We start from the raw sequence: 24,807 nt of genomic DNA, 5'->3' as shown, positions 1-24,807 counted from the left end.
AAAGCACTCAATTCGCATTACGAACACGACCCACTACTACCCCGGGGGGTAATCGCCCCCTTTTTAACGGGGTGCATCTGTAGAACTTACGCGGCCATTTTCAGTTTCATAGCGGGTGTGATGCCGCCGATGCCCATGTTCGGGCGGTCGTTGTTATATGTCCAGAGCCATTGTGTGGCCTGATCCTGAGCCTCCTCGATGCTTTCGATGATGTATTGATCCAGCCATTCATGCCGAACCGTCCGGTTGTAGCGCTCGACATAGGCGTTCTGCTGGGGCTGTCCGGGTTGGATGTGCTGGATCGTAACACTATGTTTCTCAGCCCATTTTCTCAGTGTTTCGCTGATATATTCCGGCCCATTGTCGACCCTGATCGTGCCCGGTTTTCCGCGCCATTCGATAATGCGATCAAGGCTGCGGATGACCCGTTCGGCAGGGAGCGAGAAATCAACCTCGATCCCCAGCCCTTCGCGGTTGAAGTCGTCCAACACATTCAAAAGCCGAAAAGCCCTGCCGTCGCCGAGGCGATCCGCCATGAAGTCCATGGACCAGGTCACATTCGGTCTGTTCGGGACCGCCAGAACGTCAGGCTTCTCCCGTTTCAGCCGCTTGCGCGGCTTGATGCGCAGGTTCAGTTCCAGCTCACAGTAGATCCGGTAGACCCGCTTGTGGTTCCACGGATGCCCCTTCACGTTGCGCAAATGCAGGAAACACAGGCCAAATCCCCAAGTCTTGCGCGCATCCGTCAGCCCTGTCAGCAGATCGGCGATCACCTCGTTCTCGTCTTTCAGCTTCGGGCTGTAACGATAGCAGGTCTCGCTGACCTCGAAGGCCCGGCACGCCAGCGCGATGCTGACGCCCCGTCGCTCTACCGCCGTTTCGGCCATCTCGCGGCGCTGAGATGGCCCCGTTACTTTTTTCCGAGGGCTTCCTTCAATAAGTCCGCCTGCATGCTCAGATCTGCATACATCCGCTTCAGCCTGCGGTTCTCTTCCTCCATGGCTTTCATCTGGCTGACCATGGATGCATCCATGCCACCATACTTCGCACGCCATTTGTAAAACGACGCATTGCTCATGCCATGTTCACGGCAAAGCTCGGCCACCGGCACACCACCTTCGGCTTGGCGCAGGATCGCAAGGATCTGGGGTTCGCTATATCTGGTCATTTTCATTCAAAATCTCCTCGTTCATCTTGCCGAGAAAATTCTACTTCCGCAGCCCCTTACTTTCGGGGGGGATTACCCCCACCAGTCCTTCCGAAGCCCAATCGTCCGCCTCAACCTTCCAGACAGTCTGTCGACTGGTGTAGAAGTACCATTCCCGCCTATCGGCAATCGGCTTCCAGTCAACACGCACATTGCGGCCGTCATTCATATTCTCAACTATTGTACCGACCGCTTTGATGGCCATGACGGAAACTGCATGGCCATGGTTTTCAAATGGCAGGTCGTGCTTTCGAGTGTAGGAGGATTTGATCGCAATTTGGTCACCAGATCGCATCGATTTAACTTCAGATTGGAATTTGTCATGCGGCCCACTGTCCGGCGTCTCCTGCGGTCCCCGCGCTTGTCGGGTCCGGGTCCCCATCAGATCTGGCAGTCTTGGCTATTCCGCCTCTGGCGGCAGGGTCGAGGCCATATCTGTGATCGCTTGAAATTCCGCCAGAAACTCAGGCCGATGCTGCATCAGATACCGGATGATCCGGGCGTTCCCGAGCAGCTTTGCCAGATAGCCCTTGATGACGGTCAGCTGCAGGTGGTCCTGGCCGTAGGAGTCTTGGATCGAAGTGATACCCTCCTGCAGCCGGGCCAGCTCGCGCTCCATGCGGGCCATGGCCTCCGGAGTGATGCCCCTCATCTTCTTGGGTTTCTTCGTGTCCACCAGCTGCGCCTGGGGCGTTCCTGCCAAAATTGCGGAGATGTAAGCTGGCGAGTAATTGTTCGCGTTCATCATCAGCTCTGCCGCCTCGATCTGGCGCATGGCTTTCATCTTGCGCAGGACTTCGAACACGGCGGTCGCGCAGTGTTTGTCCTTCAGGATGCCCACGGCCTCTTCGCAGATCCCGTCGAGGAGCTTGGCCTTGCGCACAATGCTGCGCGGATTGAGGTCCAGCGCCAGGGCGATCTTTTCTTCGGAGACACCGCGCTCGATGGCCTTGCGGATCATCTTGTGCTCCTGGATGGGCGCAAGACGGCTGATCCGCTTGTTGTAGGTGAAGGCCTCGTCGTCGGTGGAAATCAGACATTCGACCCGTTCGATGCCGAGATCCTTCAGCACCTCGATCCGGATATGCCCGTCAAGCAGCATATAGGTGTCTTCCGCACCCGTGGATCGCGTGACGACCGGCGGTTCGACCAGGCCAACCTCTTTGATGGATGCCGTGATCTGGCGGTACTTGTGGCTGGATTTGACCGAAGCGCTGAGGGCGCGCACGGGCAAGACGGCCTCAACCGGCACGGTGACGCAATCGCTTTCAAAGCCGAGCGTAACCGTGTCCGGGGTTTTGCGCTTGCCCCGGCTCATTCTGCCGCTCCCGCATCCAGTGGTTGCCCGAGACAGGTGGGAAGGGTGTCCAGCCCCTCGGCACGTAAAAGCGTCAGGAAATGGTCATCGTCGCGCAGTGCGCGAAACGCCTCCACGACAAACATCAGGCGGCCTTGTGTCAGTTCGGCTTTCTTGATCAGTATCTTCTGTCGCTCTGCTTCCTGTTGATAAGCTCGCACAAGCGCGTCGCTGGTCAGGGGGCGCTTGGTGCCGTCGCTTCTGCCATAGCGGGTGCGATGAAGATGCGGACCCTGTGCATCGCGTTGCTGGATGAGACGGCGCACGGCGGCCAGTTTCTTGCCGCGCAGTTTTTTCTGGGTGTAGGCGTCCATCAGAGCGCGCTGACCGCCCTCGGCATCAGTCTTTGAAATGTCGATGGCGAGGTTCAGCGGCAGAAGGCCGGTTTCCACGGCCGAGACCAGCCGTTCTTCCCCGCGCTCCAGAAGCCCCGCGATCATGCCGACATAGTCTGGCGTGACGCCGATCTTGTTAGCGATCTGGCGATCATTGTAGCCTCGTTTGCGCAGGTTACCGATCTCGCGCATTAGGTCGATCGGGTTGTGCTGGCGGCGTGCACAGTTCTCCACCAGGCTCATAACCAAGCAGTCGCTCTCGTCGGCGTCGATGATAATGGCCGGTATGGCATCCTGCTGAAGCTCCATGAACGCCTCGAGCCGCCCTTGTCCACAGACGAGATCATATTCGGTAGGGTCGGTTCCTGCACGCTGCGCCACGGTGATTGGTCGCTTCAGACCGATCTTCGCTATGTTCTCGACCATTTCTTCGAAGTTGCGCCGGTTGCGCACACGGGGATTGAGGATGCGAATTCGGTCGGTGGGGATGAGAGTGACGTGTTTCTGGGCAATGTTTTGGGCGTCGTCTGGCATCAGGCGGCCTCCGTGATCCGGGCCCGGCCAGCGAGCGCATAAAAATAGTCGAGCGTGTCAAAGCGATAGGCGTCCAGCGACAGCCCGTTCTGCTCGGCCAGATTCAGTCTGGCCATGGTCATATCGATGCTCGGCAGCAAGTAATAATCGCGCGGCGCTTCGTTCAATTCGTCCATGCGCACGGCAATCGTGATGTCCGGCACCAGGCCAGTATCGAGGCGGATGCGCCATCGCAGGGAACCGCCCTGCGTCTCGAAACACCGGGCCAGCACCACCGACACCGTGAACTCATCATTGATGCGGATCAGGTCGGTGTCCGGATCTTGCATAGCCTGGCCGCCGCGTTCCGCGACCCCGTCGAGGATCTGGGCCACAATGCCCGGATGAGCCTGCCGCAAGGCCCGGTTGATCTCGACGTAGCGATAGTCGCGCTCCGGCTCGTAGCCGATCATCTGGTAGGCGCGCAGCAAGCTGCCGAAGCGGTTCCGGAAGGCGCTGGAGGATGGCACGTTGTCCTGTTCATCAATGATCAGTCCTGACAGCACGCCTTTCTGTTTCAGCACGGCGCGCAGGGCTTCGAGCAGTTCGGCGTCCGTGAAATACTGGCTGCGCGCGTCAACGATCTCGCGCGCGCGCAGAAATAGCGCCTCGTCCACGATGGCGGGGTAGGCCCCCTCGGCCCGGATCCACATTTCGCGTGGGTTCACCACTCGCTTGTGCTTCAGCTTGAAGGACACCTTGTTGTAGACGTTGTTGCCGATGTATTTTTCGTTGGTCAGGACCTGGTGCACCGATGCTCGGGACCATGACCGCTCAAGATCCGTCAGATGCCCCTCGGCATTCACGGTTTCCGCAATCTCACGCTCCGAGCAGCCGTCCTCGACGAACATCCGATACATGCGGCGCACGACGTCTTGTTCCTGCTCAGGGCCCGGAACTAAAACGACACGGTCAGTCTGAAAACTCTTCTGTTGGCCGCGGGACAAGGCACCCTTCGGGTTGCCGTGTTCGTCGATCAGTACCCGGCGCAACCCATATCCAGCCGCACCGCCTTGCCGGTATCCAAGCTCCACCAGGCGGCATTGCCCCGCGAAGACCTTTACCGAAAGCTCACGGCTGTATTCGCCCGCCATCACCCGCTTGACGGTTTTCAGAAGGTTGGAGCCGATGCTGCCGTCGTTTTCGAACTGCTCGCCGCAATAATGGACCCGGATCCCGGCGCGAGAGCAGACATGCTCGTGGTAGGCCCCTTCATCAGCATCCTGAAACCGGCCCCAGCGGCTGACGTCATAGACCAGAATGGCCTTGAAATCCGCCTGGCCGGTTCGGACCTCTGCCATCAGGTTCTGCAGCGCTTCGCGGCCGTCCAACCGCAATCCGGACCGACCGGAGTCCTCGAAGACGCGCAGGATCTGCAGGCCCCGGGCGGTGGCGTAATCCCGAATGATGTCGAGCTGGCTCTCGGTCGAGTACTTTTGGTGATCGGTCGACATCCGCACATAGGCGACGGCAGGAACATCCGTTTCATGCGGCTCGTCGCTCTTGTCGGAATGGGTCGCCCATCGACCAGTCACATGCGTATCTCCTCATAATTCCAGGAAAATCCATCGCTTCCGTCGGAATCAACGGTTGAATTCCTCTCACTCATGTAAAGCGAAGGAGTGTGGAATGTCGTTTCCGAAAAAGGGCAAGTTCTTTCCAAAAGAAAACGGATATAATGGAAAAGGCGGCCATCAGACGAACGGATGCTTTGTCGAAGAAATCGCATCGGCGTTAAAGCGGTCGCTCGGCGACAGTCGGGCGGGTGTCAAAACCGTGGCGGCTTGGACGGGTGCCAACGAGAAGACGGCGAAGAACTGGTTCTCGGGCACGTATGGACCGAGCGGTGCGCACCTGATTGCGCTGGCGCGGCACTCTGACGAGGTGTTGGGCTCCTTCCTGGCGATGGCAGGACGCGAGGATCTGATGGTGGCGATCAAGCTCGCGGCTGCCGAAGACGCGATTTCGGATCTGCTTGATGCCGTGCGCCAGCTTGGTGGTGACGACCCGAACGGCAAAATCAGCTGATCAGCCGAGCGAACTGAAAGCTATTGTCCCTCAATGGCGCGCAGGATTTCGGAGCAATCCCGTGCGGTGGAAAACTGCACGGGAGAGGGTTGGGCGCGTGACTCATTCCCTCCGCCATAAATTCTTACGCAATAATTTACTTTACCCAATGTAAACAGCGTATTAGTGCTATTTTCGGGTTCCGATAATGCCGTGGTCAGGACTGTTGCCGACCAACATTGAGCACGCCTATGAGATAGGCACATCGGAATTGCATTTGAACCAGCACGATGTTGGCAGCCATCGCGCTGCCCACGGGTCGAAGCATGCACCCGGGATGATCTCCGACGAAGGCCGCGGCGAAAGCAGAATGGCTCAGAAAGACGTTGTTATCAAATCCGCAACTATGCGGTCGGATGCGTATGTCAAAAAGCACTTGACTGAGACGTCCCCGTTACCGAAGGCCTGAACCTAGGCTTGCGGGGCGATAAAAGTGCGGTTCCAGCAGCGCTTCGTATACTTTTCGCATTTCGGCACGCTAGAAGTTGCGTCGTTTTCAAGCAATTGAAAGAAAACCATAAATCCTAGAACTGTGATCGGTTTCTGGGTGTGATTGGAAAACTTTTACGTTTGATCGGGTTAGTGGCCTTGGACGCGGGCGCGCTTTGCCTATATGGGCAGGACGTGCTGCTTTCGCATTGGCTTGCGAAGGGCGCGCACCGGATATAGGGTGCGCGGCGATAAAACGGGGGTTTTCCCCACCGACCGAGAGGAATTTTTGAATGTTTGCAACCCCCGCCTATGCGCAGGCCGCTGATGGTCTCACCGGAACCTTGACCTCGTTGATGCCATTGGTCTTGATCTTTGCGATCATGTACTTTTTGTTGATCCGCCCCCAGCAAAAGAAGCTGAAAGAGCATAAAGCCATGGTTGAGGCGCTGCGCCGTGGCGATCAGGTGCTGACCCAAGGCGGTCTTCTTGGCAAGGTTGTCAAGGTTGGTGATGATGGCATCGTCGAGGTGGAAATCGCTGATGGCGTGAAGGTGAAAGCGCTTAAGCACACTATCGCGCAAGTCATGTCCAAAACCGAACCGGCTGCGGCCTAAGTTCAGAAAGCCATATCTTATGTTGCAGATCCCGCTGTGGAAGCGCGCGATAATCTGGGGGCTGTGCGCCCTTGGGGTTATCCTGACCGTGCCGAACCTGTTTTATACACAGGTTGAAACGCATAATGACGCCGTAGCGGCGGTGGAAGCAGCAGGGGGCGTGGCCACGCCCGAGCAGGAGGCGGCCATTGCGATGTGGCCGTCTTATTTGCCCTCGGGGCTGGTGAACCTCGGGCTTGATTTGCGCGGCGGCGCGCATTTGCTGGCAGAAGTGCAGGTGGCAGATGTCTATGCCGCCAGAATCGACGGCATGTGGCCCGATGTGCGCGATGCCCTGCGCGACGTGCGCGATGATGTTGGGGGCGTGCGCCGTCAGCCTTCGGTTGACGGAGTTTTGCGGGTCGCGATTGCCAAGCCCGAAGGGATGCCTGTTGCGCTTGCTGCGGTGCGGGCCTTGGCCACGCCGGTGGTTTCGCTGACGGGCGTCGGGCAAAATGATATCGAGGTGACGGCAGAGGGCGACGTGATCGTCTTGCAACTGTCAGAGGCTGAACGTGTGGCAACCGACAGCCGCACCATCCAGCAGTCGCTAGAAATCATTCGCCGCCGCGTTGATGCGGCGGGCACGCGGGAACCGACGATCCAACGGCAAGGCGATGACCGGATCTTGATTCAGGTCCCCGGCATCGGTTCCGCCTCGGAGCTGAAAGCCCTGATCGGGACCACGGCGAAGCTGACCTTCAATCCGGTTGTGGGGCAGACCAGCGATGCGGGGACCAACCCCGGCGCGCGCAACCTGCTTTTGCCGTCGCTCGACAATGAGGGGCAATATTACATTGTCGAACAAACGCCTGTGGTGACAGGCGAGGATTTGACCGATGCGCAGCCTGCCTTTGACCAGAATAACCGCCCCGCCGTGAGCTTCCGTTTCAACCCGTCGGGCGGGCGCAAGTTCGGGGATTATACCGCGAATAACATCGGCAGCCCGTTTGCTATCGTGCTGGACGGGGCGGTGATCTCGGCCCCTGTTATCCAATCGCATATCGCGGGTGGCTCGGGGATTATCACCGGGAACTTCAGCGTTGAAGAAAGCACCAATCTGGCCGTGTTGCTGCGTGCAGGTGCCTTGCCGGCCGAGATGACCTTTCTTGAAGAGCGTACGATTGGCCCTGAATTGGGACAAGACAGCATCGACGCGGGGCGGCTTGCCTCGCTGGTTGCGATGGGGGCGGTTCTTGTCTTCATGATCGCATCTTATGGCTGGTTTGGTGTGATGGCCTCTGTCGCGTTGGGGTTCAACGTGATGCTGATTTTCGGCACGCTGAGCATGATTGGCGCCACTCTGACCTTGCCGGGGATTGCGGGGATTGTGCTGACCATCGGCATGGCGGTTGACGCCAATGTGCTAGTGTTTGAACGTATCCGCGAAGAGCTGAAAACAGCGCGTGGGCCTGCACGGGCGATTGAGCTGGGCTATGAAAAGGCGCTTTCGGCGATTGTGGATGCCAATGTCACCACCTTCATCATCGCGACGATTTTGTTTATGGTCGGCTCCGGCCCGGTACGCGGGTTCTCGGTTACTTTGGGGATCGGGATTCTTACCTCCGTCTTTACCGCGATCTTTGTGACGCGGCTGTTCGTGGCAACGTGGTTCCAGTACCGCCGCCCCAAAACCATCGAAGTGTGAGGGTGAAACCATGCGTCTAAGACTTGTTCCACAAGAAACAAACTTCAACTTCTTTGGTTATGCCAAGTATACCTTTGGCGCGTCTGTTGTCGCGGTGACCGCATCCTTGATTATCATCGTCATGATGGGGTTGAATTTCGGCATCGACTTCAAGGGCGGCACCACGATCCGCACCGAAAGCACCGCTTCGGTGGATGTCGGGGCTTACCGCGCGGCGTTGGAGCCCTTGGGGCTGGGCGATGTGACCATCACCGAGGTTTTTGATCCAAGCTTCGGCGACGATAAGAACGTGGCGATGGTGCGTGTTCAGGCGCAAGAGGGCTATGAGGCGGTGACGCCGGAACTGATCCTTGAGATCGAGGGTGCTTTGCAGGAGGTTGATCCTTCGATCAGCTTTCCGTCGGTCGAATCCGTCGGCCCGAAGGTCTCGGGAGAGCTGATCTGGTCGGCTGTCTTGGCGGTTCTGGGGGCGCTTGGGGCGATTTTGATCTATATCTGGCTGCGGTTTGAATGGCAGTTCGCGGTCGGGGCCGTGGTTTCGCTGGCGCATGACGTGATTATCACCGTGGGGATATTTGCATTGTTCCAGATCAAGTTCGATCTGGCGGTGATCGCGGCACTGCTGACGATCTTGGGCTATTCGATCAACGATACCGTGGTGGTCTTTGACCGTTTGCGCGAAAATTTGGTGAAGTATAAGACCACTCCGCTGATCGATGTGATGAACCTTGCGGTGAATGAAACCTTGAGCCGGACATTGATGACCTCGGGGACGACATTGGTGGCACTGACAGCGCTTTTGGTGCTGGGCGGTGATGTGATCCGCGGGTTTACCTTTGCCATTACCTTTGGTGTTGTGGTCGGGACCTATTCCTCGGTCTACGTGGCCAAGAACGTCGTGCTTTACCTTGGTGTCGATCGGGACCCGAAGAAGGGCGATGCGCCGGGCACACAATTTTCCAACATTGATGCGTAACTGATGCGGTTAACCGAAATCACATATGACAATGCCCAGCCCATCGACAGCTATGGGCCGGGTTTCTTTCGGGTTGCCGGGCAGGTTATTCATGGGCCGATGTTGGTAACGCCGTGGGATGCGGGGCCGTGGGGTGGGTTGCAAGATACGGATACGCCGCTTGCCTTGGTCGGCAAGATTGATGTGCTTTTCGTGGGTATGGGGGCCGAGATTGCGCATGCCCCCACAGCGTTTCGGGAGACGCTGGAAGCCGCGGGAATTGGGGTTGAGGTGATGAACTCCCCGGCGGCGGCGCGCACCTATAATGTGTTGCTGTCCGAGGGGCGCCGGATTGCTGCCGCCCTGTTACCAGTTGGGTGACCGCAACCCGATTTATGCTAAATCCGCAACAATCGACGTTTGCCGTGCATTTACCATCAGCGCATGATAGGTGCAAATTGGGGCGGGCTGGTTGACAGCGTGGCAGCGCAACACCAAATAAAGTATCCAAAGTGGGGAAAGCCGATGTTGCCGAAATGCCGGGACATGGCCTTCCTGCCAGATAAGGAAATGAGATGAGCGAGATCAAATCCCCGAGCTACCCAGTATTGCCATTGCGCGATATCGTGTTGTTCCCGCATATGATTGTGCCGCTATTCGTAGGGCGCGAAAAATCTGTACGTGCGCTGGAAGAGGTGATGGCAGAGGATCGCCAGATACTATTGTCCAGCCAGATCGACCCGACGGTCGACGACCCGGACGCGGATGGTATCTACCGCGCCGGTGTTTTGGCGAATGTGTTGCAGCTGCTGAAATTGCCCGATGGCACCGTAAAGGTGCTGGTTGAGGGCAAATCCCGTGTGCGCATCACCGAATTTGTCGAAAACCCCGATTTCTTTGAGGCCGAAGCCGAGGCTCTGACCGAGCTTCCGGGTGAGGAAGAGACTGTGACTGCCTTGGTGCGTGCCGTGGCCGATGAGTTCGAGCGTTACGCAAAAATCAAGAAAAACATCCCCGAAGAGGCGCTTTCTGCCGTGGCCGAAACGCGTGAGCCGTCACGGCTGGCCGATCTGGCTGCCGGGCATCTGGGCGTTGAGGTTTCCGAAAAGCAGATATTGCTGGAAACGCTGGATGTCGGCAAGCGGCTGGAGCTGGTTTACGGCCATATGCAAGGCGAGATGAGCGTTTTGCAGGTTGAGAAAAAGATCAAAACCCGCGTCAAAAGCCAAATGGAGCGCACCCAGCGCGAGTACTATTTGAATGAGCAGATGAAGGCCATTCAGAAGGAGCTTGGCGACGGCGAAGAGGGCCAGAACGAGATTGCGGAACTTGAGGCGCGGATTGCCAAAACCGACCTGTCGAAAGAAGCTCGTGAAAAGGCCGAGGCCGAGCTGAAGAAGCTGAAAAACATGAGCCCGATGAGCGCGGAAGCGACCGTTGTGCGCAACTATCTCGATTGGTTGCTTGGGGTCCCATGGGGCACCAAATCTCGTGTGAAAAAGGATTTGGCCAAGGCGCAAGCCGTGCTTGATACCGACCATTACGGGCTTGAAAAGGTCAAGGAACGGATCGTCGAATATCTGGCAGTTCAGGCACGTTCGGCCAAAATGAAGGGCCCGATCCTGTGCTTGGTCGGCCCCCCCGGTGTCGGGAAAACCTCTTTGGGGCGGTCTGTTGCCAAGGCGACGGGGCGTGAATTCATTCGCATCTCGCTGGGGGGTGTACGTGACGAGTCGGAAATCCGCGGTCACCGGCGCACCTATATCGGGTCTATGCCGGGCAAGATCATTCAAGCGCTGAAGAAAGCAAAGACAACCAACCCGTTGATCTTGCTGGATGAAATTGACAAGATGGGGCAGGATTTCCGCGGCGATCCAGCGAGCGCGATGCTTGAGGTGCTTGATCCAGAGCAAAACGCGACCTTCACCGACCACTATCTGGAAGTGGAATATGACCTGTCGAACGTCATGTTCCTGACCACGGCCAACAGCTACAACATGCCGGGCCCGCTTTTGGACCGGATGGAGATTATTCCGCTGTCGGGTTACACCGAGGATGAAAAGCGCGAGATTGCGAAGCAGCATTTGATCCCCAAGCAAATCAAGAATCACGCCTTGAAAAAGGGTGAATTCTCGATTGCCGATGATGCGCTTTTGGAGGTGATCCGCACCTACACGCGTGAGGCGGGCGTACGGAACCTTGAACGGGAGCTGGCAAAACTGGCGCGTAAGGCCGTGACAGAGATCGTGAAGGGCAAAACCAAATCGGTTGATGTGACAATCGAGGGGCTGGAAGGCTTCCTTGGTGTGCAGCGTCATCGCTATGGTTTGGCCGAAGAGGAAGATCAGATTGGCGTGGTGACAGGCTTGGCTTGGACCTCTGTCGGGGGTGAGTTGCTTTCGATCGAGGCGCTGCGTTTGCCGGGCAAGGGCCGGATGAAAACGACTGGTAAGCTGGGCGATGTGATGAAGGAATCCATTGAGGCGGCAAGCAGCTTTGTCCGCTCCATCAGCCCGGAAATCGGGGTGAAACCGCCGAAGTTCGAGACGACGGATATTCACGTCCACGTGCCGGACGGGGCGACGCCCAAGGATGGTCCATCTGCCGGTCTTGCAATGGTCACGTCGATCGTTTCGGTGTTGACACAAATCCCGGTGCGCAAGGATATTGCGATGACGGGCGAAGTGTCGCTTCGCGGGAATGCGATGCCGATTGGGGGCTTGAAAGAAAAGCTGCTGGCTGCATTGCGGGGCGGTATCAAAACCGTGTTGATCCCGAAAGAGAATGAAAAAGATCTTTCGGAAATCCCCGATAATGTGAAAGAAGGCTTGATCATTATCCCGGTGACCCATGTCCGCGAGGTTTTGAAACACGCTTTGGTGCGCCAACCAGAGCCTGTCGAATGGGATGAGGCCGCCGAGGAGGCCGCCGCCGCCGCGCGGCAGGCCCGTGCTGATAGTGCCATTCAACAGACTGCGCATTAAGCACGCTATTGCAGATCAATGGGGGCGCAGGCATTGCTTGCGCCCTTCTGTCGTTAGAGGGGCGCATTGCACAGGATTGTCAGCCCTAGAATACGCGAGTTCACCCCGACCAATGCATAAAAGGAAGCAGGTTCCATCATGGCGAAACCAAATACAGTCGTCCCGAATGCAAAAAAGACACGCACAGCGGCCATCAAGCCAGCGACGGTGATCGTTCCGACCGTTTCGGTGCAGGGGGCTGCAAGTGCTGATGCGCCGAAGCTGGCCAATGCGGGTGCTGACCAGCCGCATATGCTTAAAAAGCAAGAGTTGGTGGAACGGATTGTCAAAGCGACGGGTGTCAAAAAGAAGGACGTTAAGTTGATCTTGGAGGCGTCCTTGGGTGTTCTTGGCGATGCGCTTTCAGCGGGAGAAGAGCTGAACGTCCCACCTCTGGGTAAGATGAAGGTAAACCGCCAGAAAGCCGAGGGTGGGACCGAGGTCCTTATCCTTAAACTGCGCCGGTCGGGTGCGAAAACCGGCTTGCATGACGGTCCTAAAGAGGGACTTGCAGCTGGGGGCGACAACGATTAAACCACCCACTGTCGGGTGATTAGCTCAGTGGTAGAGCGCTTCGTTCACATCGAAGATGTCAGGGGTTCAAATCCCTTATCACCCACCATTTTTGAAATATGTTCGGTGTTTGGGACTGAATAATTTTAAACAATTTACCCCATTCGACAACGCCCACCACGACCGCGCTCCAGATAAGAGCCGCTGCGATAGAGGCCCATTGCGCCCATTTTCGCTCTTTGGGTGAGGAGGGAACGGTCGTGTTGCGGGCATTGATAGCTTGGTAGCCGCCTTCAACCCAATCTTTGCTGGCCAGCATGACGCGCTCTGAATCGTAGGGTGGGCGGCGGTCGATGTGGTTAGCTGCGCCGTTTTCTTCTTCCATAGAGGTGGTCCTTCGTCTTTTCCCGTCTGCGCAATCGATTGCCACCGCAGTGGTGGCGTTCCGGTTGACGGTGGTGCCGAAAGGCCAGCGCCGAAATGCAAATTTTCTGTCTGCATAAGTTGCGTTAAACAGCGGAACCCCTGGCATTGTCACTATCCTTTTCGATGACTCATTTAGGCTCTTTGTAGCGCCTCAATCAGGGCCTCAGTTTGGCGGTGGTAAGGCGTGCAGATGTTCCCTAACCGTCCGTATCCGTATTCATTTTCGTCCTCTGAACCGATTGCCAAGGAGGTTTCAGGGGCAGCGTTCGGTGCATTTTCAAAACCTCAATCCGGGTGGGTGATGTTGTTGGGCGGTTCCATTGTGGATTGGCCAACCTGAAGGTGATGAAAATGAGAAAGCAGATCCAAAGCAAGCGGTCACGGATTGGCCTTGTGGGTGCGGACAATCCATAGCGATCCGGTTCCAGCCATGTGGGCCTGCGGCTGTCTTGGAAAAAGCTCGCATGGTCGAACCCGCCCAGATCATGGACGTATCGGCGCAGGCATAATTGTTTGTGTAGCCGTTGATCAGGGTGGTTAGGGCGCAAACTAGTGAATGTAGGCGTCTCTTGTCCGGCGCGAAATGAAAACAACGGAGAACGAACATGAGTGCAGTTGATGAATTCGGAACTTTTGCATCTGGTCTTGACGCGCCTGCGGATAAGGCCTTGGCAATTGCACCAAGCAATGGAGTCGACTTGGAATTTGCCACGCGCGCGATTTATGTTGGCAGCGGCGGAGATTTGCGGGTGGAGATGCAGGGTGGTGGCCTTGTGACCTTTGTGGGCATTCCGGGTGGTACTGTTCTGCCTGTACGGGTGGCGCGTGTTTATGCGACTGGCACAACAGCGACAAACCTCGTGGGGCTTCGCTAATGCTGGGACTTGGTTCAGGATTGATGCAGACCGCGGTGAGGCGGTCAGGCGGTGGTGGCCCTGTGCCACCCCGCCGTCCGAGGGTAACGGCGGTTTTGGGGCAGTCCGAAAATGCGATTGCCCTGATGCGTGGCGGGAGCAGGTATAAGCAGATTCCGGTGCCGGAGTTGCTGCATGGTGTGGAAGGTGTGTTTATCCGCTCGGGTCACAATAGCGATAGCGGGGAACCCGAGCGCGTGGATGTGTCACAGGATAATATTGATGCAGGCAAGCTGTCTGCCGGTGCTGTGGCGTGGTTCAACATGATGCACTACGTGTCGGGGGGCTATCCGCAGGTGTTGGTCGACCTGAGCAAGTCCGGAACGAGCATGAACAGTATGCTGGACGACGACAACACTTCACGTGATGGGTCGAAGGACGTGGCGACAGTGGCTTTTGCCCGCGCCGAGGGGTTTGAGCCCGAGCTGGCGATCTATTGCTGGTCAAATTCAGAAGCATCCGTGTCGCCGTATCTCATCGATCGACGTAACCCGCATTTTATAGGGCGCAATGGCGATGGCACGCCCTATGATTTCACGAACAGCGATCCGTCCACGATTGAGCGTTGTATCATTGATACGACGGGGCGCGGTTACGGGCTGCTCGGGGATAATTGCAAGCTTGGCTTGATGCTTTTGCATCCGAAAATCATGACGGCATCGCAAACCTATGACCCACCGAATCCGAATTATGGCTATAATAATGAGGGCGGGGTAATCTATGGGATGCCGAAGTCAAACGGCTACCCGGCCGTGCAGGTCCGTAAGGATTTCCTGGCGCAACCCTATCTTGATGGCAACCGCGCCAAGGTCGGTGTGTCGCAGGCGGTTTGCTTGTTTGGTGATTACGTAGATGGGGTAAAGGATCAATATGGGGAAACCTATATCCATCCATCAATTCTGGAAGCAGATGGACAGATAGTTTACGCGCAGCACATTGCAGCGCATGCAGGCTATTGCTACGACTGGATGGAAATCCCGTCCGCATTGGAGTTCAGCGTATCGAGCGATGGTTCGACAGTGATGGGCACCGCGACACTGCCTGCCGGGACGACGATGACCACCATGCGCAAACTGCGTGGCGAGTCGGTTGCGAGCCCCCGTCCGCATCAGCAAGAAGCAATGGGCTTCGCGCTTTGGCGGGGTGGTGACACATTCTCGGAAAGGGATATGTTGCCGATCTGGCGCAATGGCCAAGGGTTGAGCGCGGATTACGAGGGAACCGTCGCAATCACCAATGCTGCTGCAGGGCAGGTCTCAGTCAATTTGGCCAATCCGGTCGCGAATGGGGATGTCGTGGATTTTGGCACAACCGGACAGTATGGCACCTTCATTCTGTATGGTAGCGCGGACTACGATGCACGCATGTATAAAGACTGTCTGATCGCACATGATCCTGCACTTTATGCCGCCACAGGATACCCCGGTGTTCCGATAGAGCCGCAAACCCGCTGGACTGTTGCCGGTGTCGGGCTCGAAATACCTGATCCTGTCGATCCAGAACCAAGCGAATGGGATGTGATCGGCGGCGAGGGGAAGTTCACAGTCAATGCTATGCCTGGCATCGCGCCGCCTACGGTCGCTGGTGGCACAGGCAAACTCACAATCACAGGATAAAGATATGCCCTTCATTTATAGACCAGATGGCGACACAGATTATGCGAATGCGGTCATCCTAGAGGATGGCGCGCGGCCACAAGATGTTACCGGCCTTGCTGCAGGGTTATATCAAGTTGGGAATATCGGTTGGATGCCGGATCCTGTTGCGGTTTCTGCAGTGCTTACCAGCGGCCCTTATGCCACAAAATCGGCATCGGATAGCTATATCTCCGGGCCGGTTCTGGCCTCCGGGACGGAAGCGATTACCATCGTGCTGGACTGTGACCTTGATGCTGCGACATCGGGCTCCATCACGTTGATGGAGTATAGATCAACGACGTTGAAAGTGGTCTACGACTCGCGGTCTGCGTTCCGCCGTTTGAGCATCAGCGCGGGCACGCAAAGTTCACCGGAGTTTTCCAGTCTTTACACGCCGACCGACAGTATGTCGGACGGCCGTAAGCGGTTGGTTATTTCGTTCTCTGCGAATGATGGCAGTAGTGCTGCTCTAAAGGTCTGGATTGATGGTGCCGAGATTATCTCCGAGACGGCAACTGCGGATAATCCAGCTTTGCCAACCATTCGGGATTTTGAGGCCTTGAGGAGCGCAAGCTTGCGCGGTGAATTCTATGAGCTGTCCATTTATGGTGGGACGCATGCGCAGGGCTTTGCCGGGGACGGAGGCGATGTGACGGGCTTGACCCAACTGCACCACCTTAGCGGAGATGCGGCAAACTGGAATGCGCCGGGGACGGGGTTGAGCAAGGCCGGGTCTGACCTGTTCACATAGGTCAGATGCAGTTTGCTGATGATCTGGGACGAATGAAGTGAGGCGGTGCTGCCGGTTGGTGGTGCCGTTTTGCCGCTTGCCACACATTGGAACAGTAAGGCGCGGACGTATCCTCAAGGCGCCCCGTCTCGCAAGTAAAAAACGGAACTTGATAAATGCGCGGCCGGAAAGGTAAGGGTTCTGTCGCAAACTTTTGCGATCTTTCGTTTGTTGGCTGATTTTGCGACATGGTTCTCAAACAAGCAAGCAACAGGATGTATCGGATGTCGGTTGATTTCAAGGGAGCCCATTATCCTAAAAGCGTAATCCTGTGCGCGGTTTGTTTCTATGTACGATATAGAGTTTCCTATCGCGACCTGGAAGGAATCATGGAGGAGCGTGGGGCTGAAGTTGACCATGCAACCTTGAACCGTTGGGTGGTTAAGTTTGCGCCGTTGATGGCGGCACAAGCGCAGTCCCGCAAGAAGCCAACCGCCAAATCTTGGCGCATGGACGAAACCTACATCAAGGTTAAAGGCAAATGGACCTATTATTACCGGGCGGTCGACAACACAGGAAAAACCCTTGATTTCATGCTGTCTGAGCGTCGCGACAAGGCCGCCGACCGTCGATTTCTCAAGCGCGCGATTGGCAAAAATGGCCTGCCTGACCGTGTCGTCATTGACAAGAGCGGCGCCAATCTGGCGGGTCTGCAAAGCATCAATGTGATCCTGAGGTTCACGGGCTCAGGCAACAGCATCAAGATACTGCAGGTCAAATACCTCAACAACATTATTGAACAGGACCACCGCTTCGTAAAGCGGATCACGGGCCCAATGCTTGGCTTCAAGGCCTTCCATTCTGCCGAGGCTACCTTGGCTGCGATCGAGACCGTGCACATGACCCGAAAGGGGCAGATCCATGCCAACGGCCTCACCGCGTTTCAGCAGTTTGCTGCGCTCGCAGCATAGGTATGCCCAGGCTAGCGGGTATGCAGCCCGCTGAAATCTTCAGGTCTGCTTAATGACTCCAGATGGTTAAAACGGAATTTCGTCAGGATCATCTGGTCGCTGAGGAAGCGCGTCGGCAGGGAGAGGCAGATTTGTTGTGATAAACAGATTTAGGATGTCATCTCGATCTATAAACATTACTTGGGATCGCTTTGCGGCGTCGAGCTTACCGCCCAGCCAGTTTCTAGCCTGTTTCGTGATTTCACCGCCAGCGACAATGAACATATGATCAACCAAGACTCTGCGGTTCAGTTCGGGGTCGAATATTTCATGACCAATCATCATGCTGACTTGGTTATGTATTTCTGCGACATTTGCGTTTCCAGACTTACTCACACCTGCCGAGTTCAGTTTTCCCTTTTTCACCTGGATGCCAAAATACAGAACATGAAGCGTAGGGAGGGTATACTTCATCCATACATCTTTTCCGTATTCCATGGCTTTGTCTTTATGACCCGCCGCGGTGATGCGGTGGAAACCGAGCTGTCGAAACAGAGGTAGAAGAACTTCCTCAATAAGTTCATCTTCGGAGCACCGTTCCAAATAATCAGAAAGCTGCTTGCTTCGAGCAACTTCGACCGGTGATAGAGGGCGATGTGGATTTACGATCTGAGCAATACTGTTTGTCTTGATGTGCCGTAACTGAGCAGCGGCGTCCTGATCGTAGAACGCTTCCCATCCTTCCCTCTTCAAAACTGAATTAAGAGCGGCCAGCGCATTGGACCTATTTTCATCGCCCGGCTGAGCATCGCTCATATCGAGCAACCTGCGGATGATCCGAATAAATGAATCGGATGGCACATCCGCTCTTTGCTGAGGAAGCGCCAAAACTTCCTCAAGTCGGCTCATTACCCATTGCCGCCTCCAGCTGCCGTCATGCGTAAATTGGACCTGTCGCGGTTTGATGCCGCTCCTTTGATAGCATTTATTGCAACAAAGGAGACTGACTATGGGACTGAAACGAACAGACGAATTTAGGCAAGATGCGGTGCGTATAGCGCTGACCAGCGGGCTTACACGCAAGCAAGTGGCTGATGATCTTGGTGTCGGTATGTCGACGCTGAACAAGTGGATTACAGCGCACCGAGACACGGGTGTGGTGTCGAAAGATGATTTGGGACTGGCTCAGGAGAATGACCGGCTTCGGCGTGAGAACCGCATCCTCAAGGAGGAGCGGGAAATCTTAAAAAAGGCCACGGTGTTCTTCGCGAGTCAAAAGCCGTGAGGTTTAGATTCATCGAAGAACACCAATTTGCATTTTCCATTGGACGGATGTGCCATGTCATGAATGTCAGCGCGCGCGGATTACGGGCGCTCGCCTAACCGCCCAGGCAGTCGCAGACAACGGTCTGATATGGTCACCTTGGCACATATCAAAGAACAATCCCGTCTCAGCCTTGGCAGCTATGGCAGGCCGCGCATGACTGAAGAACTGAAAGAGATAGGCTTGGATATTGGCCATCGTCGCGTGGGGCGTTTGATGCGCCAGAACAGTATATCTGTGGTCAGAACGCGCAAACATAAAGCCACGACGGACAGCAATCATAAGTTCAATATTGCGCCGAACTTGCTGGACCGTGAGTTCTCAGCGGACCAACCAAACCAGAAATGGGCTGGTGACATTACCTATATTTGGACGCGTGAGGGATGGCTGTATCTCGCTGTGATACTGGACCTGCATTCAAGGCGCGTGATCGGCTGGGCCATAAGTAACCGCATGAAACGGGATCTGGCGATCCGGGCATTGAACATGGCAATAGCCTTCCTAGCGCCGCCGAAGGGCTGCATTCATCACACGGATCGCGGATCGCAATATTGTTCGCACGACTATCAGAAAATCCTGCGACAGCACGACTTCAAAGTGTCCATGAGTGGCAAAGGAAATTGCTATGACAATGCGGCTGTTGAGACGTTCTTCAAAACCATCAAAGCGGAACTGATCTGGCGCAGATCTTGGGAAACGCGCAGGCAGGCCGAGATGGCGATCTTTGAATACATCAATGATGGGGTGGATGCCCCACCCGGCGGCATCGCAATGTGCCAGAATGATAGCAGCTTAAACTGTCATACAAAGGAAGAGCATCCATGGAGAATGTTAGCATAGTAGGAATTGATTTAGCAAAACGGAGCTTCCAGCTGCACGGGGCTGCCGCTGATGGTTCTGTCGTGTTCCGCAAGAAATTGTCGCGCCCTCAGCTTACCGCGTTCCTGAGTGAGCTTCCAAAGTGCGTTGTTGCGATGGAGGCTTGCGCTACATCCCATTATTGGGGGCGTGAGATTGGCAAGCTTGGCCACGAGGCGCGCCTTATTCGGTAATCCCCCCCGAAAGTAAGGGGCTGCGGAAGTAGAATTTTCTCGGCAAGATGAACGAGGAGATTTTGAATGAAAATGACCAGATATAGCGAACCCCAGATCCTTGCGATCCTGCGCCAAGCCGAAGGTGGTGTGCCGGTGGCCGAGCTTTGCCGTGAACATGGCATGAGCAATGCGTCGTTTTACAAATGGCGTGCGAAGTATGGTGGCATGGATGCATCCATGGTCAGCCAGATGAAAGCCATGGAGGAAGAGAACCGCAGGCTGAAGCGGATGTATGCAGATCTGAGCATGCAGGCGGACTTATTGAAGGAAGCCCTCGGAAAAAAGTAACGGGGCCATCTCAGCGCCGCGAGATGGCCGAAACGGCGGTAGAGCGACGGGGCGTCAGCATCGCGCTGGCGTGCCGGGCCTTCGAGGTCAGCGAGACCTGCTATCGTTACAGCCCGAAGCTGAAAGACGAGAACGAGGTGATCGCCGATCTGCTGACAGGGCTGACGGATGCGCGCAAGACTTGGGGATTTGGCCTGTGTTTCCTGCATTTGCGCAACGTGAAGGGGCATCCGTGGAACCACAAGCGGGTCTACCGGATCTACTGTGAGCTGGAACTGAACCTGCGCATCAAGCCGCGCAAGCGGCTGAAACGGGAGAAGCCTGACGTTCTGGCGGTCCCGAACAGACCGAATGTGACCTGGTCCATGGACTTCATGGCGGATCGCCTCGGCGACGGCAGGGCTTTTCGGCTTTTGAATGTGTTGGACGACTTCAACCGCGAAGGGCTGGGGATCGAGGTTGATTTCTCGCTCCCTGCCGAACGGGTCATCCGCAGCCTTGATCGCATTATCGAATGGCGCGGAAAACCGGGCACGATCAGGGTCGACAATGGGCCGGAATATATCAGCGAAACACTGAGAAAATGGGCTGAGAAACATAGTGTTACGATCCAGCACATCCAACCCGGACAGCCCCAGCAGAACGCCTATGTCGAGCGCTACAACCGGACGGTTCGGCATGAATGGCTGGATCAATACATCATCGAAAGCATCGAGGAGGCTCAGGATCAGGCCACACAATGGCTCTGGACATATAACAACGACCGCCCGAACATGGGCATCGGCGGCATCACACCCGCTATGAAACTGAAAATGGCCGCGTAAGTTCTACAGATGCACCCCGTTAAAAAGGGGGCGATTACCATTCCACCTGTTTACGTTAAGCCGTTTGTGAAGCGTCAAAAGAACGACGCAAATGACGCAGAAGCGATCGCTGAGGCGGCATCGCGCCCGACGATGCGCTACGTCTCGGTCAAAAGCGCAGAACAACAGTCGCAGGGCATGGTCTTTCGAACACGCGATTTATTTGTCCGCCAACGCTCCCAGTTGGTAAACGCTTTGCGGGGTCATTTAGCAGAATACGGTGTCGTCGTCGCTCAAGGGATGGTTCAGTTTAGACGAATAATAGCCAGCTTTGATGAAGTCGCGGTTGACCTGCCCGCGCAAATTCTAAGCCTTTGCCAAGCATACATTGATCAGATCGCTCTTTTTGACGAAAGGATTGTGGTGCTGGATCACGAGATCAAAGGCCGAGCAAAAACAGATGAAGCAACATCACGGCTTATGACGATCCCCGGAGTTGGGCCTATGTGTGCTACGACCATTCAGGCCTTCGCGCCACCAATGGAAGAATTTTCTAATGGGCGTGAGTTTGCAGCTTGGTGCGGGCTTGTACCAAGGCAGAAGTCGACCGGTGGGCGACAAATCCTGGGTAGAACCTCAAAAATGGGGCAGCGCGATATAAGGCGATTGCTGATCACAGGCGCAATGGCCGTCATCCGTTGGGCCATCCGGAAAGGTCCACCACCTGGATCATGGCTTGCCAAGATGCTGGCGCGCAAGCCTCGTATGCTGGTGGCGACTGCCCTGGCAAACAAGCTTGCCCGTACCGTTTGGGCGTTAACAACCACAAAAGAGAACTATCGAATTCCACCGCTGGCTACATAAGCTTTGCACCATGCGTTGGAGTAAACCGGCAATGTGAGAAGGGCGAAGGAGAGTAAGGAACAACGGTCATAAGACGGGGTTGGGAAAACCAGATAGAAGCCAGGAGCCTTGTGCTCGCATCAACGATTTGGACCCGATCCACGGACACCATACAGGCCAGCGGCGTGTGAAAGCCGCATTCAAAGGCCGGACACACGACTGCACTGATCACTTGTTCCAAGCAATCTGAAAAACTTCTTGCATTGAAAGGGGCATCCACACACGGCTTCTACAATCCGCGACGACGCCACTCAGCATTGGGTTGGAAAAGTCCGGTCGCTTTTGAACGAAAGGTGGCTTAAACGAGCACTTGGAGCGGCACGAAAGCGCGACAGGTCCAAAGCTAAGGTCGCAATCCTCAAAGAACTCCGTGAGATATGTGCTGGAACGATAATGAAAGTAAGAGCCCGGATCTTGACTCCCGCAGATCATCTCAGCCAACGTCCCGGACGTTTCTTTGCTTCCATTCCATGAACCTTCGTCTCCTTTATGTTCCTTTGAAAGAACTTGGGGCTTTCTGGACTAATACGGAAGAGGATTATTCTGATTGGTGGACTTTCAGGATGAGGAGATCCCAACACGATATGCGGACATCCCCAAAAAATAAACAAAACTCATCAAACGTTAACCCTTGTGGACGACTAATGGCACAGCAAAGGCGCCGCGCGGCTTGTTTCCGCAATACCAAGGCATCATTGTCGAACTGCGGAGCTTAGTCTAATGTCCCAAACAAGAGCAGTTTTCGCCAAGATAGTCCTTGGTTATGCTCGGCTTGCAAGCTTCTTCATGCCCGCTGTGCTCCTGTCCGACCGTGATGTGGCGAATAGCGCTCGAATGTTTCTGATCAGTCACATCCTCGGCCCTTTCATGGGCTCGACTGTTCCTCTAGCTCTCTACGTTTTCGACCCGACGCCGGGGTTCGACATTATCATTTTGCTCGTCAGCATCCTAGGGTTCTGGATCTTCCCGTTTCTTTTGCGCATGGGCGTAAAATATTCTTGCCTCGTCCTGACTTCGATCCTCAACCTGCACTTTGCGGTTCTATGGAGCTGCTTCCACAATGGCGGCTCCACTTCGCCCACACTGGGTTGGGTTATGATCATCCCGATCTTGTCGGTGTTCTATATGGGTGGAGATCGGCATCTGAAATTTCATCTCATCATTACCTCAGGCGTTTCAGGCGTCATCTTCCTGGCTGCCTATTTGCTTTTCCCGCCAGAGCAGAACGACATGTCCCTTGCGGCGCTGCGTGGTCTTGGTGCTGTTTCGACGGTGGCTACTCTTTGCTACGTTGCAGTGATGGCAATCTACTTTGCCAGAATATTTGACGCAGGGGCCAAGCTTGAGGTCGAAGTCAAGCACCGCCGCAACCTTGCAATCGAGTTACGCCAAGCGGTGGCGATAGCGAACAAAGCCAGTTCGGCCAAATCAACGTTCCTGGCGGGGATGAGTCACGAGTTACGTACCCCACTCAATGCGATCATCGGATATGGCGAATTGCTGTTGGACGATGCTGACGACGTTGGCGATGGGCAGCTACGGCAGGACGTAGAACATATCGTCGACGCGGGCCGCTACCTTGTCCGTCTAATCAGCATGATCCTTGATCTGTCCAAAGTAGAGGCAGGCCAGATGGAGTTCGACATACAGCCTTGCGCCATAGAGCCCCTCGTGCGGGGCGTCGTCGAACGGCTGCGTGAGACAATCGAGTCACGCAGCAATACGATCGTGCTAAATCTTGAAGATACACCCGCAAATGTTTGGACCGACGCGCACCGGATACGTGAAATCCTAGAAGGTATCTTGGAGAATGCCGCTCAGCATACACAGGATGGTACGATTACGGTTTCGGTTCGTGAGCAGTGGGACGCAGAGACGCGGGTTTTTTGTATCGTCGTTGCTGATACCGGCGAAGGTCTCGATCCAGAGACCGCCCGATCGGTCTTCGAGGCGTTCTCGACGTCCCGATGCGGCACTACCGGTCGTTACGGCGGTACCGGACTGAACCTAACCGTCGCGGACAGTCTCTGTCGTGCCATGGGCGGCTCGATTGCAGTCGAAAGCACACAAGGTGTAGGCAGTGCTTTTACTGTAATACTGCCCGCTGATCATTTGTCTTGTCTGCCTGACGTCAGCGCCTATGGGTCCAATTTGGGTGATTTGATCCAGTCGCGGTAATCCCCCTGAAATCAGAGACGCCGTATGAAGTCGGTGGGCAACTCCTTTGACAATCACCGGCCCATTCTCATCGCAGCAAGGTAAGCGTTGCGCCGATCCCACCTATTTGACGTAATTCCACGGCAGCAGGTCGTTGATCTGGTTCTGTTTGTGGCCTGCGACGATGGCTGTGAGCGTATCGGTCAGATAGTCATGCGGATCGACACCGTTTAATTTGCAGGTCTCGATCAAGGAAGCGATGACGCCCCAGTTTGTGGCTCCGGCGTCGTGGCCAGCGAAGAGCGCGTTTTTGCGATTCAAAGCGATGGGCCGGATTGTGCGCTCGCACGGTATTATTGTCCATCTCGATGCGACCGTCAGTCAGAAACAGGCACAGTCCATCCCAGTATTTTGCGATGTATTTGAGCGCTTCGCCCAAAGGGGCTTTTGCATGCAGCCGGGCGCGATTGGTTGTGAGCCACGCTTCAAACGCGGCAATCAACGGTGCTGATCTGTCTTGCCGTGCTGCCAGTCGCACCCCGGATGCCAGGCCTCGGATATCCTTTTCGATCCGGTAGAGTACAGCGATCTGTTTTGACCCGTCTTTGGCGATGGGGGCAGTGCCAGATTGTGCAACTTCGTGCAGTTTGCGGCGTGCGTGGGCCCAACAGTAAGCCAGCGCAACCCTATCATCGACACGTTTGAGCAGGCGATTGTATCCTGCATACCCGTCCACTTGGAGGATGCCTGAGAAGCCTTTCAAAATGAGTTCTGTCGCAAATTTTGTTGGAGTTTGAGTGCGGGCATAGCCTGGACAT

At 55.7% G+C, this 24,807-nt stretch carries 21 protein-coding genes, 1 tRNA gene and 3 pseudogenes; 18 read left to right on the top strand and 7 right to left on the bottom strand.

The genetic code is table 11. The features are described from left to right. Window positions 1–86 precede the first annotated feature (86 nt). The 4 genes from EOK75_RS16785 to EOK75_RS16770 all read right to left on the bottom strand — a co-directional run bounded on the left by EOK75_RS16785 (window position 87) and on the right by EOK75_RS16770 (window position 5,007). Window positions 87–1,174 (bottom strand): IS3 family transposase gene (locus EOK75_RS16785; protein ID WP_137192138.1). Its coding sequence is split into 2 segments (ribosomal slippage): window positions 87–913 and window positions 913–1,174, totalling 1,089 coding nucleotides; the frame shifts between segments, so codons are not numbered across the junction. Between the two features lie 433 nt (window positions 1,175–1,607). After that, window positions 1,608–2,525, bottom strand: coding sequence for a plasmid partitioning protein RepB C-terminal domain-containing protein (locus EOK75_RS16780; protein WP_137195172.1), 918 nt, complete (start codon window positions 2,523–2,525; stop codon window positions 1,608–1,610). Then, window positions 2,522–3,433, bottom strand: a complete 912-nt coding sequence (locus EOK75_RS16775) for a plasmid partitioning protein RepB C-terminal domain-containing protein (RefSeq protein ID WP_137195171.1) — start codon at window positions 3,431–3,433, stop codon at window positions 2,522–2,524. The genes EOK75_RS16780 and EOK75_RS16775 overlap by 4 nt, the downstream gene beginning before the upstream one ends. Beyond that, window positions 3,433–5,007, bottom strand: a complete 1,575-nt coding sequence (locus tag EOK75_RS16770) for a recombinase family protein (RefSeq protein ID WP_137195170.1) — start codon at window positions 5,005–5,007, stop codon at window positions 3,433–3,435. The genes EOK75_RS16775 and EOK75_RS16770 overlap by 1 nt, the downstream gene beginning before the upstream one ends. A 94-nt stretch (window positions 5,008–5,101) precedes the next feature. Between EOK75_RS16770 and EOK75_RS16765 the strand changes: the two genes are divergently transcribed. The 8 genes from EOK75_RS16765 (at window position 5,102) to EOK75_RS16730 (ending at window position 12,872) form a co-directional block, all read left to right on the top strand. Beyond that, on the top strand, window positions 5,102–5,500 hold the full coding sequence (locus EOK75_RS16765) for a hypothetical protein (RefSeq protein WP_137195169.1): 399 nt from the start codon (window positions 5,102–5,104) through the stop codon (window positions 5,498–5,500). Window positions 5,501–6,261: 761 nt separating this feature from the next. Continuing rightward, complete coding sequence (gene yajC, locus EOK75_RS16760; protein WP_137195168.1) at window positions 6,262–6,585, top strand: preprotein translocase subunit YajC; 324 nt, start codon at window positions 6,262–6,264, stop codon at window positions 6,583–6,585. Between the two features lie 19 nt (window positions 6,586–6,604). Beyond that, on the top strand, window positions 6,605–8,272 hold the full coding sequence (gene secD, locus EOK75_RS16755; RefSeq protein WP_137195167.1) for a protein translocase subunit SecD: 1,668 nt from the start codon (window positions 6,605–6,607) through the stop codon (window positions 8,270–8,272). A 10-nt stretch (window positions 8,273–8,282) separates the two neighbouring features. Continuing rightward, window positions 8,283–9,248, top strand: coding sequence for a protein translocase subunit SecF (gene secF / locus EOK75_RS16750; RefSeq protein WP_137195166.1), 966 nt, complete (start codon window positions 8,283–8,285; stop codon window positions 9,246–9,248). Between the two features lie 3 nt (window positions 9,249–9,251). Beyond that, on the top strand, window positions 9,252–9,608 hold the full coding sequence (locus tag EOK75_RS16745; RefSeq protein WP_137195165.1) for an Mth938-like domain-containing protein: 357 nt from the start codon (window positions 9,252–9,254) through the stop codon (window positions 9,606–9,608). A 194-nt stretch (window positions 9,609–9,802) separates the two neighbouring features. Beyond that, on the top strand, window positions 9,803–12,211 hold the full coding sequence (lon, locus tag EOK75_RS16740) for an endopeptidase La (protein WP_137195164.1): 2,409 nt from the start codon (window positions 9,803–9,805) through the stop codon (window positions 12,209–12,211). A 138-nt stretch (window positions 12,212–12,349) separates the two neighbouring features. Next, window positions 12,350–12,784 carry an HU family DNA-binding protein gene (locus EOK75_RS20925; RefSeq protein ID WP_168199279.1) on the top strand — a complete coding sequence of 145 codons (435 nt, stop codon included), beginning with the start codon at window positions 12,350–12,352 and terminating at the stop codon, window positions 12,782–12,784. A 13-nt stretch (window positions 12,785–12,797) separates the two neighbouring features. Then, window positions 12,798–12,872: transfer RNA gene (locus tag EOK75_RS16730), tRNA-Val, on the top strand. On the opposite strand, the gene EOK75_RS16725 is transcribed toward EOK75_RS16730, so the two are convergent. Further along, window positions 12,843–13,295: a hypothetical protein gene (locus EOK75_RS16725; RefSeq protein WP_137195163.1), complete on the bottom strand. Its 453-nt coding sequence runs from the start codon at window positions 13,293–13,295 to the stop codon at window positions 12,843–12,845. The genes EOK75_RS16730 and EOK75_RS16725 overlap by 30 nt on opposite strands. Before the next feature lie 499 nt (window positions 13,296–13,794). Here EOK75_RS16725 and EOK75_RS16720 point away from each other — a divergent pair, with 499 nt between their 5' ends. From EOK75_RS16720 to EOK75_RS16705, 4 genes are all read left to right on the top strand, one after another. Next, window positions 13,795–14,064 (top strand): spike base protein, RCAP_Rcc01079 family, encoded by a 270-nt coding sequence (locus tag EOK75_RS16720; protein ID WP_137195162.1) that lies wholly within the window; start codon window positions 13,795–13,797, stop codon window positions 14,062–14,064. Then, window positions 14,064–15,719 (top strand): hypothetical protein, encoded by a 1,656-nt coding sequence (locus EOK75_RS16715; protein ID WP_137195161.1) that lies wholly within the window; start codon window positions 14,064–14,066, stop codon window positions 15,717–15,719. The genes EOK75_RS16720 and EOK75_RS16715 overlap by 1 nt, the downstream gene beginning before the upstream one ends. A gap of 4 nt (window positions 15,720–15,723) precedes the next feature. Continuing rightward, window positions 15,724–16,491 (top strand): hypothetical protein, encoded by a 768-nt coding sequence (locus EOK75_RS16710; RefSeq protein WP_137195160.1) that lies wholly within the window; start codon window positions 15,724–15,726, stop codon window positions 16,489–16,491. 263 nt (window positions 16,492–16,754) lie between these two features. Beyond that, window positions 16,755–17,441, top strand: a complete 687-nt coding sequence (locus EOK75_RS16705; RefSeq protein ID WP_137195159.1) for an IS6 family transposase — start codon at window positions 16,755–16,757, stop codon at window positions 17,439–17,441. 66 nt (window positions 17,442–17,507) lie between these two features. On the opposite strand, the gene EOK75_RS16700 is transcribed toward EOK75_RS16705, so the two are convergent. Beyond that, window positions 17,508–18,329 (bottom strand): hypothetical protein, encoded by an 822-nt coding sequence (locus tag EOK75_RS16700; protein ID WP_205965507.1) that lies wholly within the window; start codon window positions 18,327–18,329, stop codon window positions 17,508–17,510. Between the two features lie 100 nt (window positions 18,330–18,429). Between EOK75_RS16700 and EOK75_RS21895 the strand changes: the two genes are divergently transcribed. From EOK75_RS21895 to EOK75_RS16670, 6 genes and pseudogenes are all read left to right on the top strand, one after another. Continuing rightward, window positions 18,430–18,705 carry a transposase gene (locus EOK75_RS21895; protein WP_420821938.1) on the top strand — a complete coding sequence of 92 codons (276 nt, stop codon included), beginning with the start codon at window positions 18,430–18,432 and terminating at the stop codon, window positions 18,703–18,705. A 63-nt stretch (window positions 18,706–18,768) separates the two neighbouring features. After that, window positions 18,769–19,584 (top strand): IS3 family transposase, encoded by an 816-nt coding sequence (locus EOK75_RS16695; protein WP_420821937.1) that lies wholly within the window; start codon window positions 18,769–18,771, stop codon window positions 19,582–19,584. Beyond that, a pseudogene (locus EOK75_RS21450) lies at window positions 19,566–19,790 on the top strand (IS110 family transposase); the annotation flags it as partial. The gene EOK75_RS16695 and the pseudogene EOK75_RS21450, both read left to right, overlap by 19 nt. A gap of 72 nt (window positions 19,791–19,862) precedes the next feature. Next, window positions 19,863–20,950 (top strand): IS3 family transposase gene (locus tag EOK75_RS16685; protein WP_137192138.1). Its coding sequence is split into 2 segments (ribosomal slippage): window positions 19,863–20,124 and window positions 20,124–20,950, totalling 1,089 coding nucleotides; the frame shifts between segments, so codons are not numbered across the junction. 39 nt (window positions 20,951–20,989) lie between these two features. Then, a pseudogene (locus tag EOK75_RS16680) lies at window positions 20,990–21,793 on the top strand (IS110 family RNA-guided transposase); the annotation flags it as partial. 759 nt (window positions 21,794–22,552) lie between these two features. After that, the gene (locus EOK75_RS16670; protein ID WP_137195155.1) at window positions 22,553–24,010 is read left to right on the top strand and encodes a sensor histidine kinase; all 1,458 of its coding nucleotides are present in this window, start codon (window positions 22,553–22,555) and stop codon (window positions 24,008–24,010) included. Window positions 24,011–24,112: 102 nt separating this feature from the next. Here the strand turns inward: EOK75_RS16670 and tnpC are convergent. Beyond that, a pseudogene (tnpC, locus tag EOK75_RS16665) lies at window positions 24,113–24,803 on the bottom strand (IS66 family transposase); the annotation flags it as partial. Window positions 24,804–24,807: the final 4 nt, after the last annotated feature.

Source organism: Pseudorhodobacter turbinis, from assembly GCF_005234135.1.
Classification (GTDB): Bacteria; Pseudomonadota; Alphaproteobacteria; order Rhodobacterales; family Rhodobacteraceae; genus Pseudorhodobacter; species Pseudorhodobacter turbinis.
Note: the sequence above shows the minus strand (reverse complement) of the source record. Positions and strands in the feature narration are given on the sequence as shown.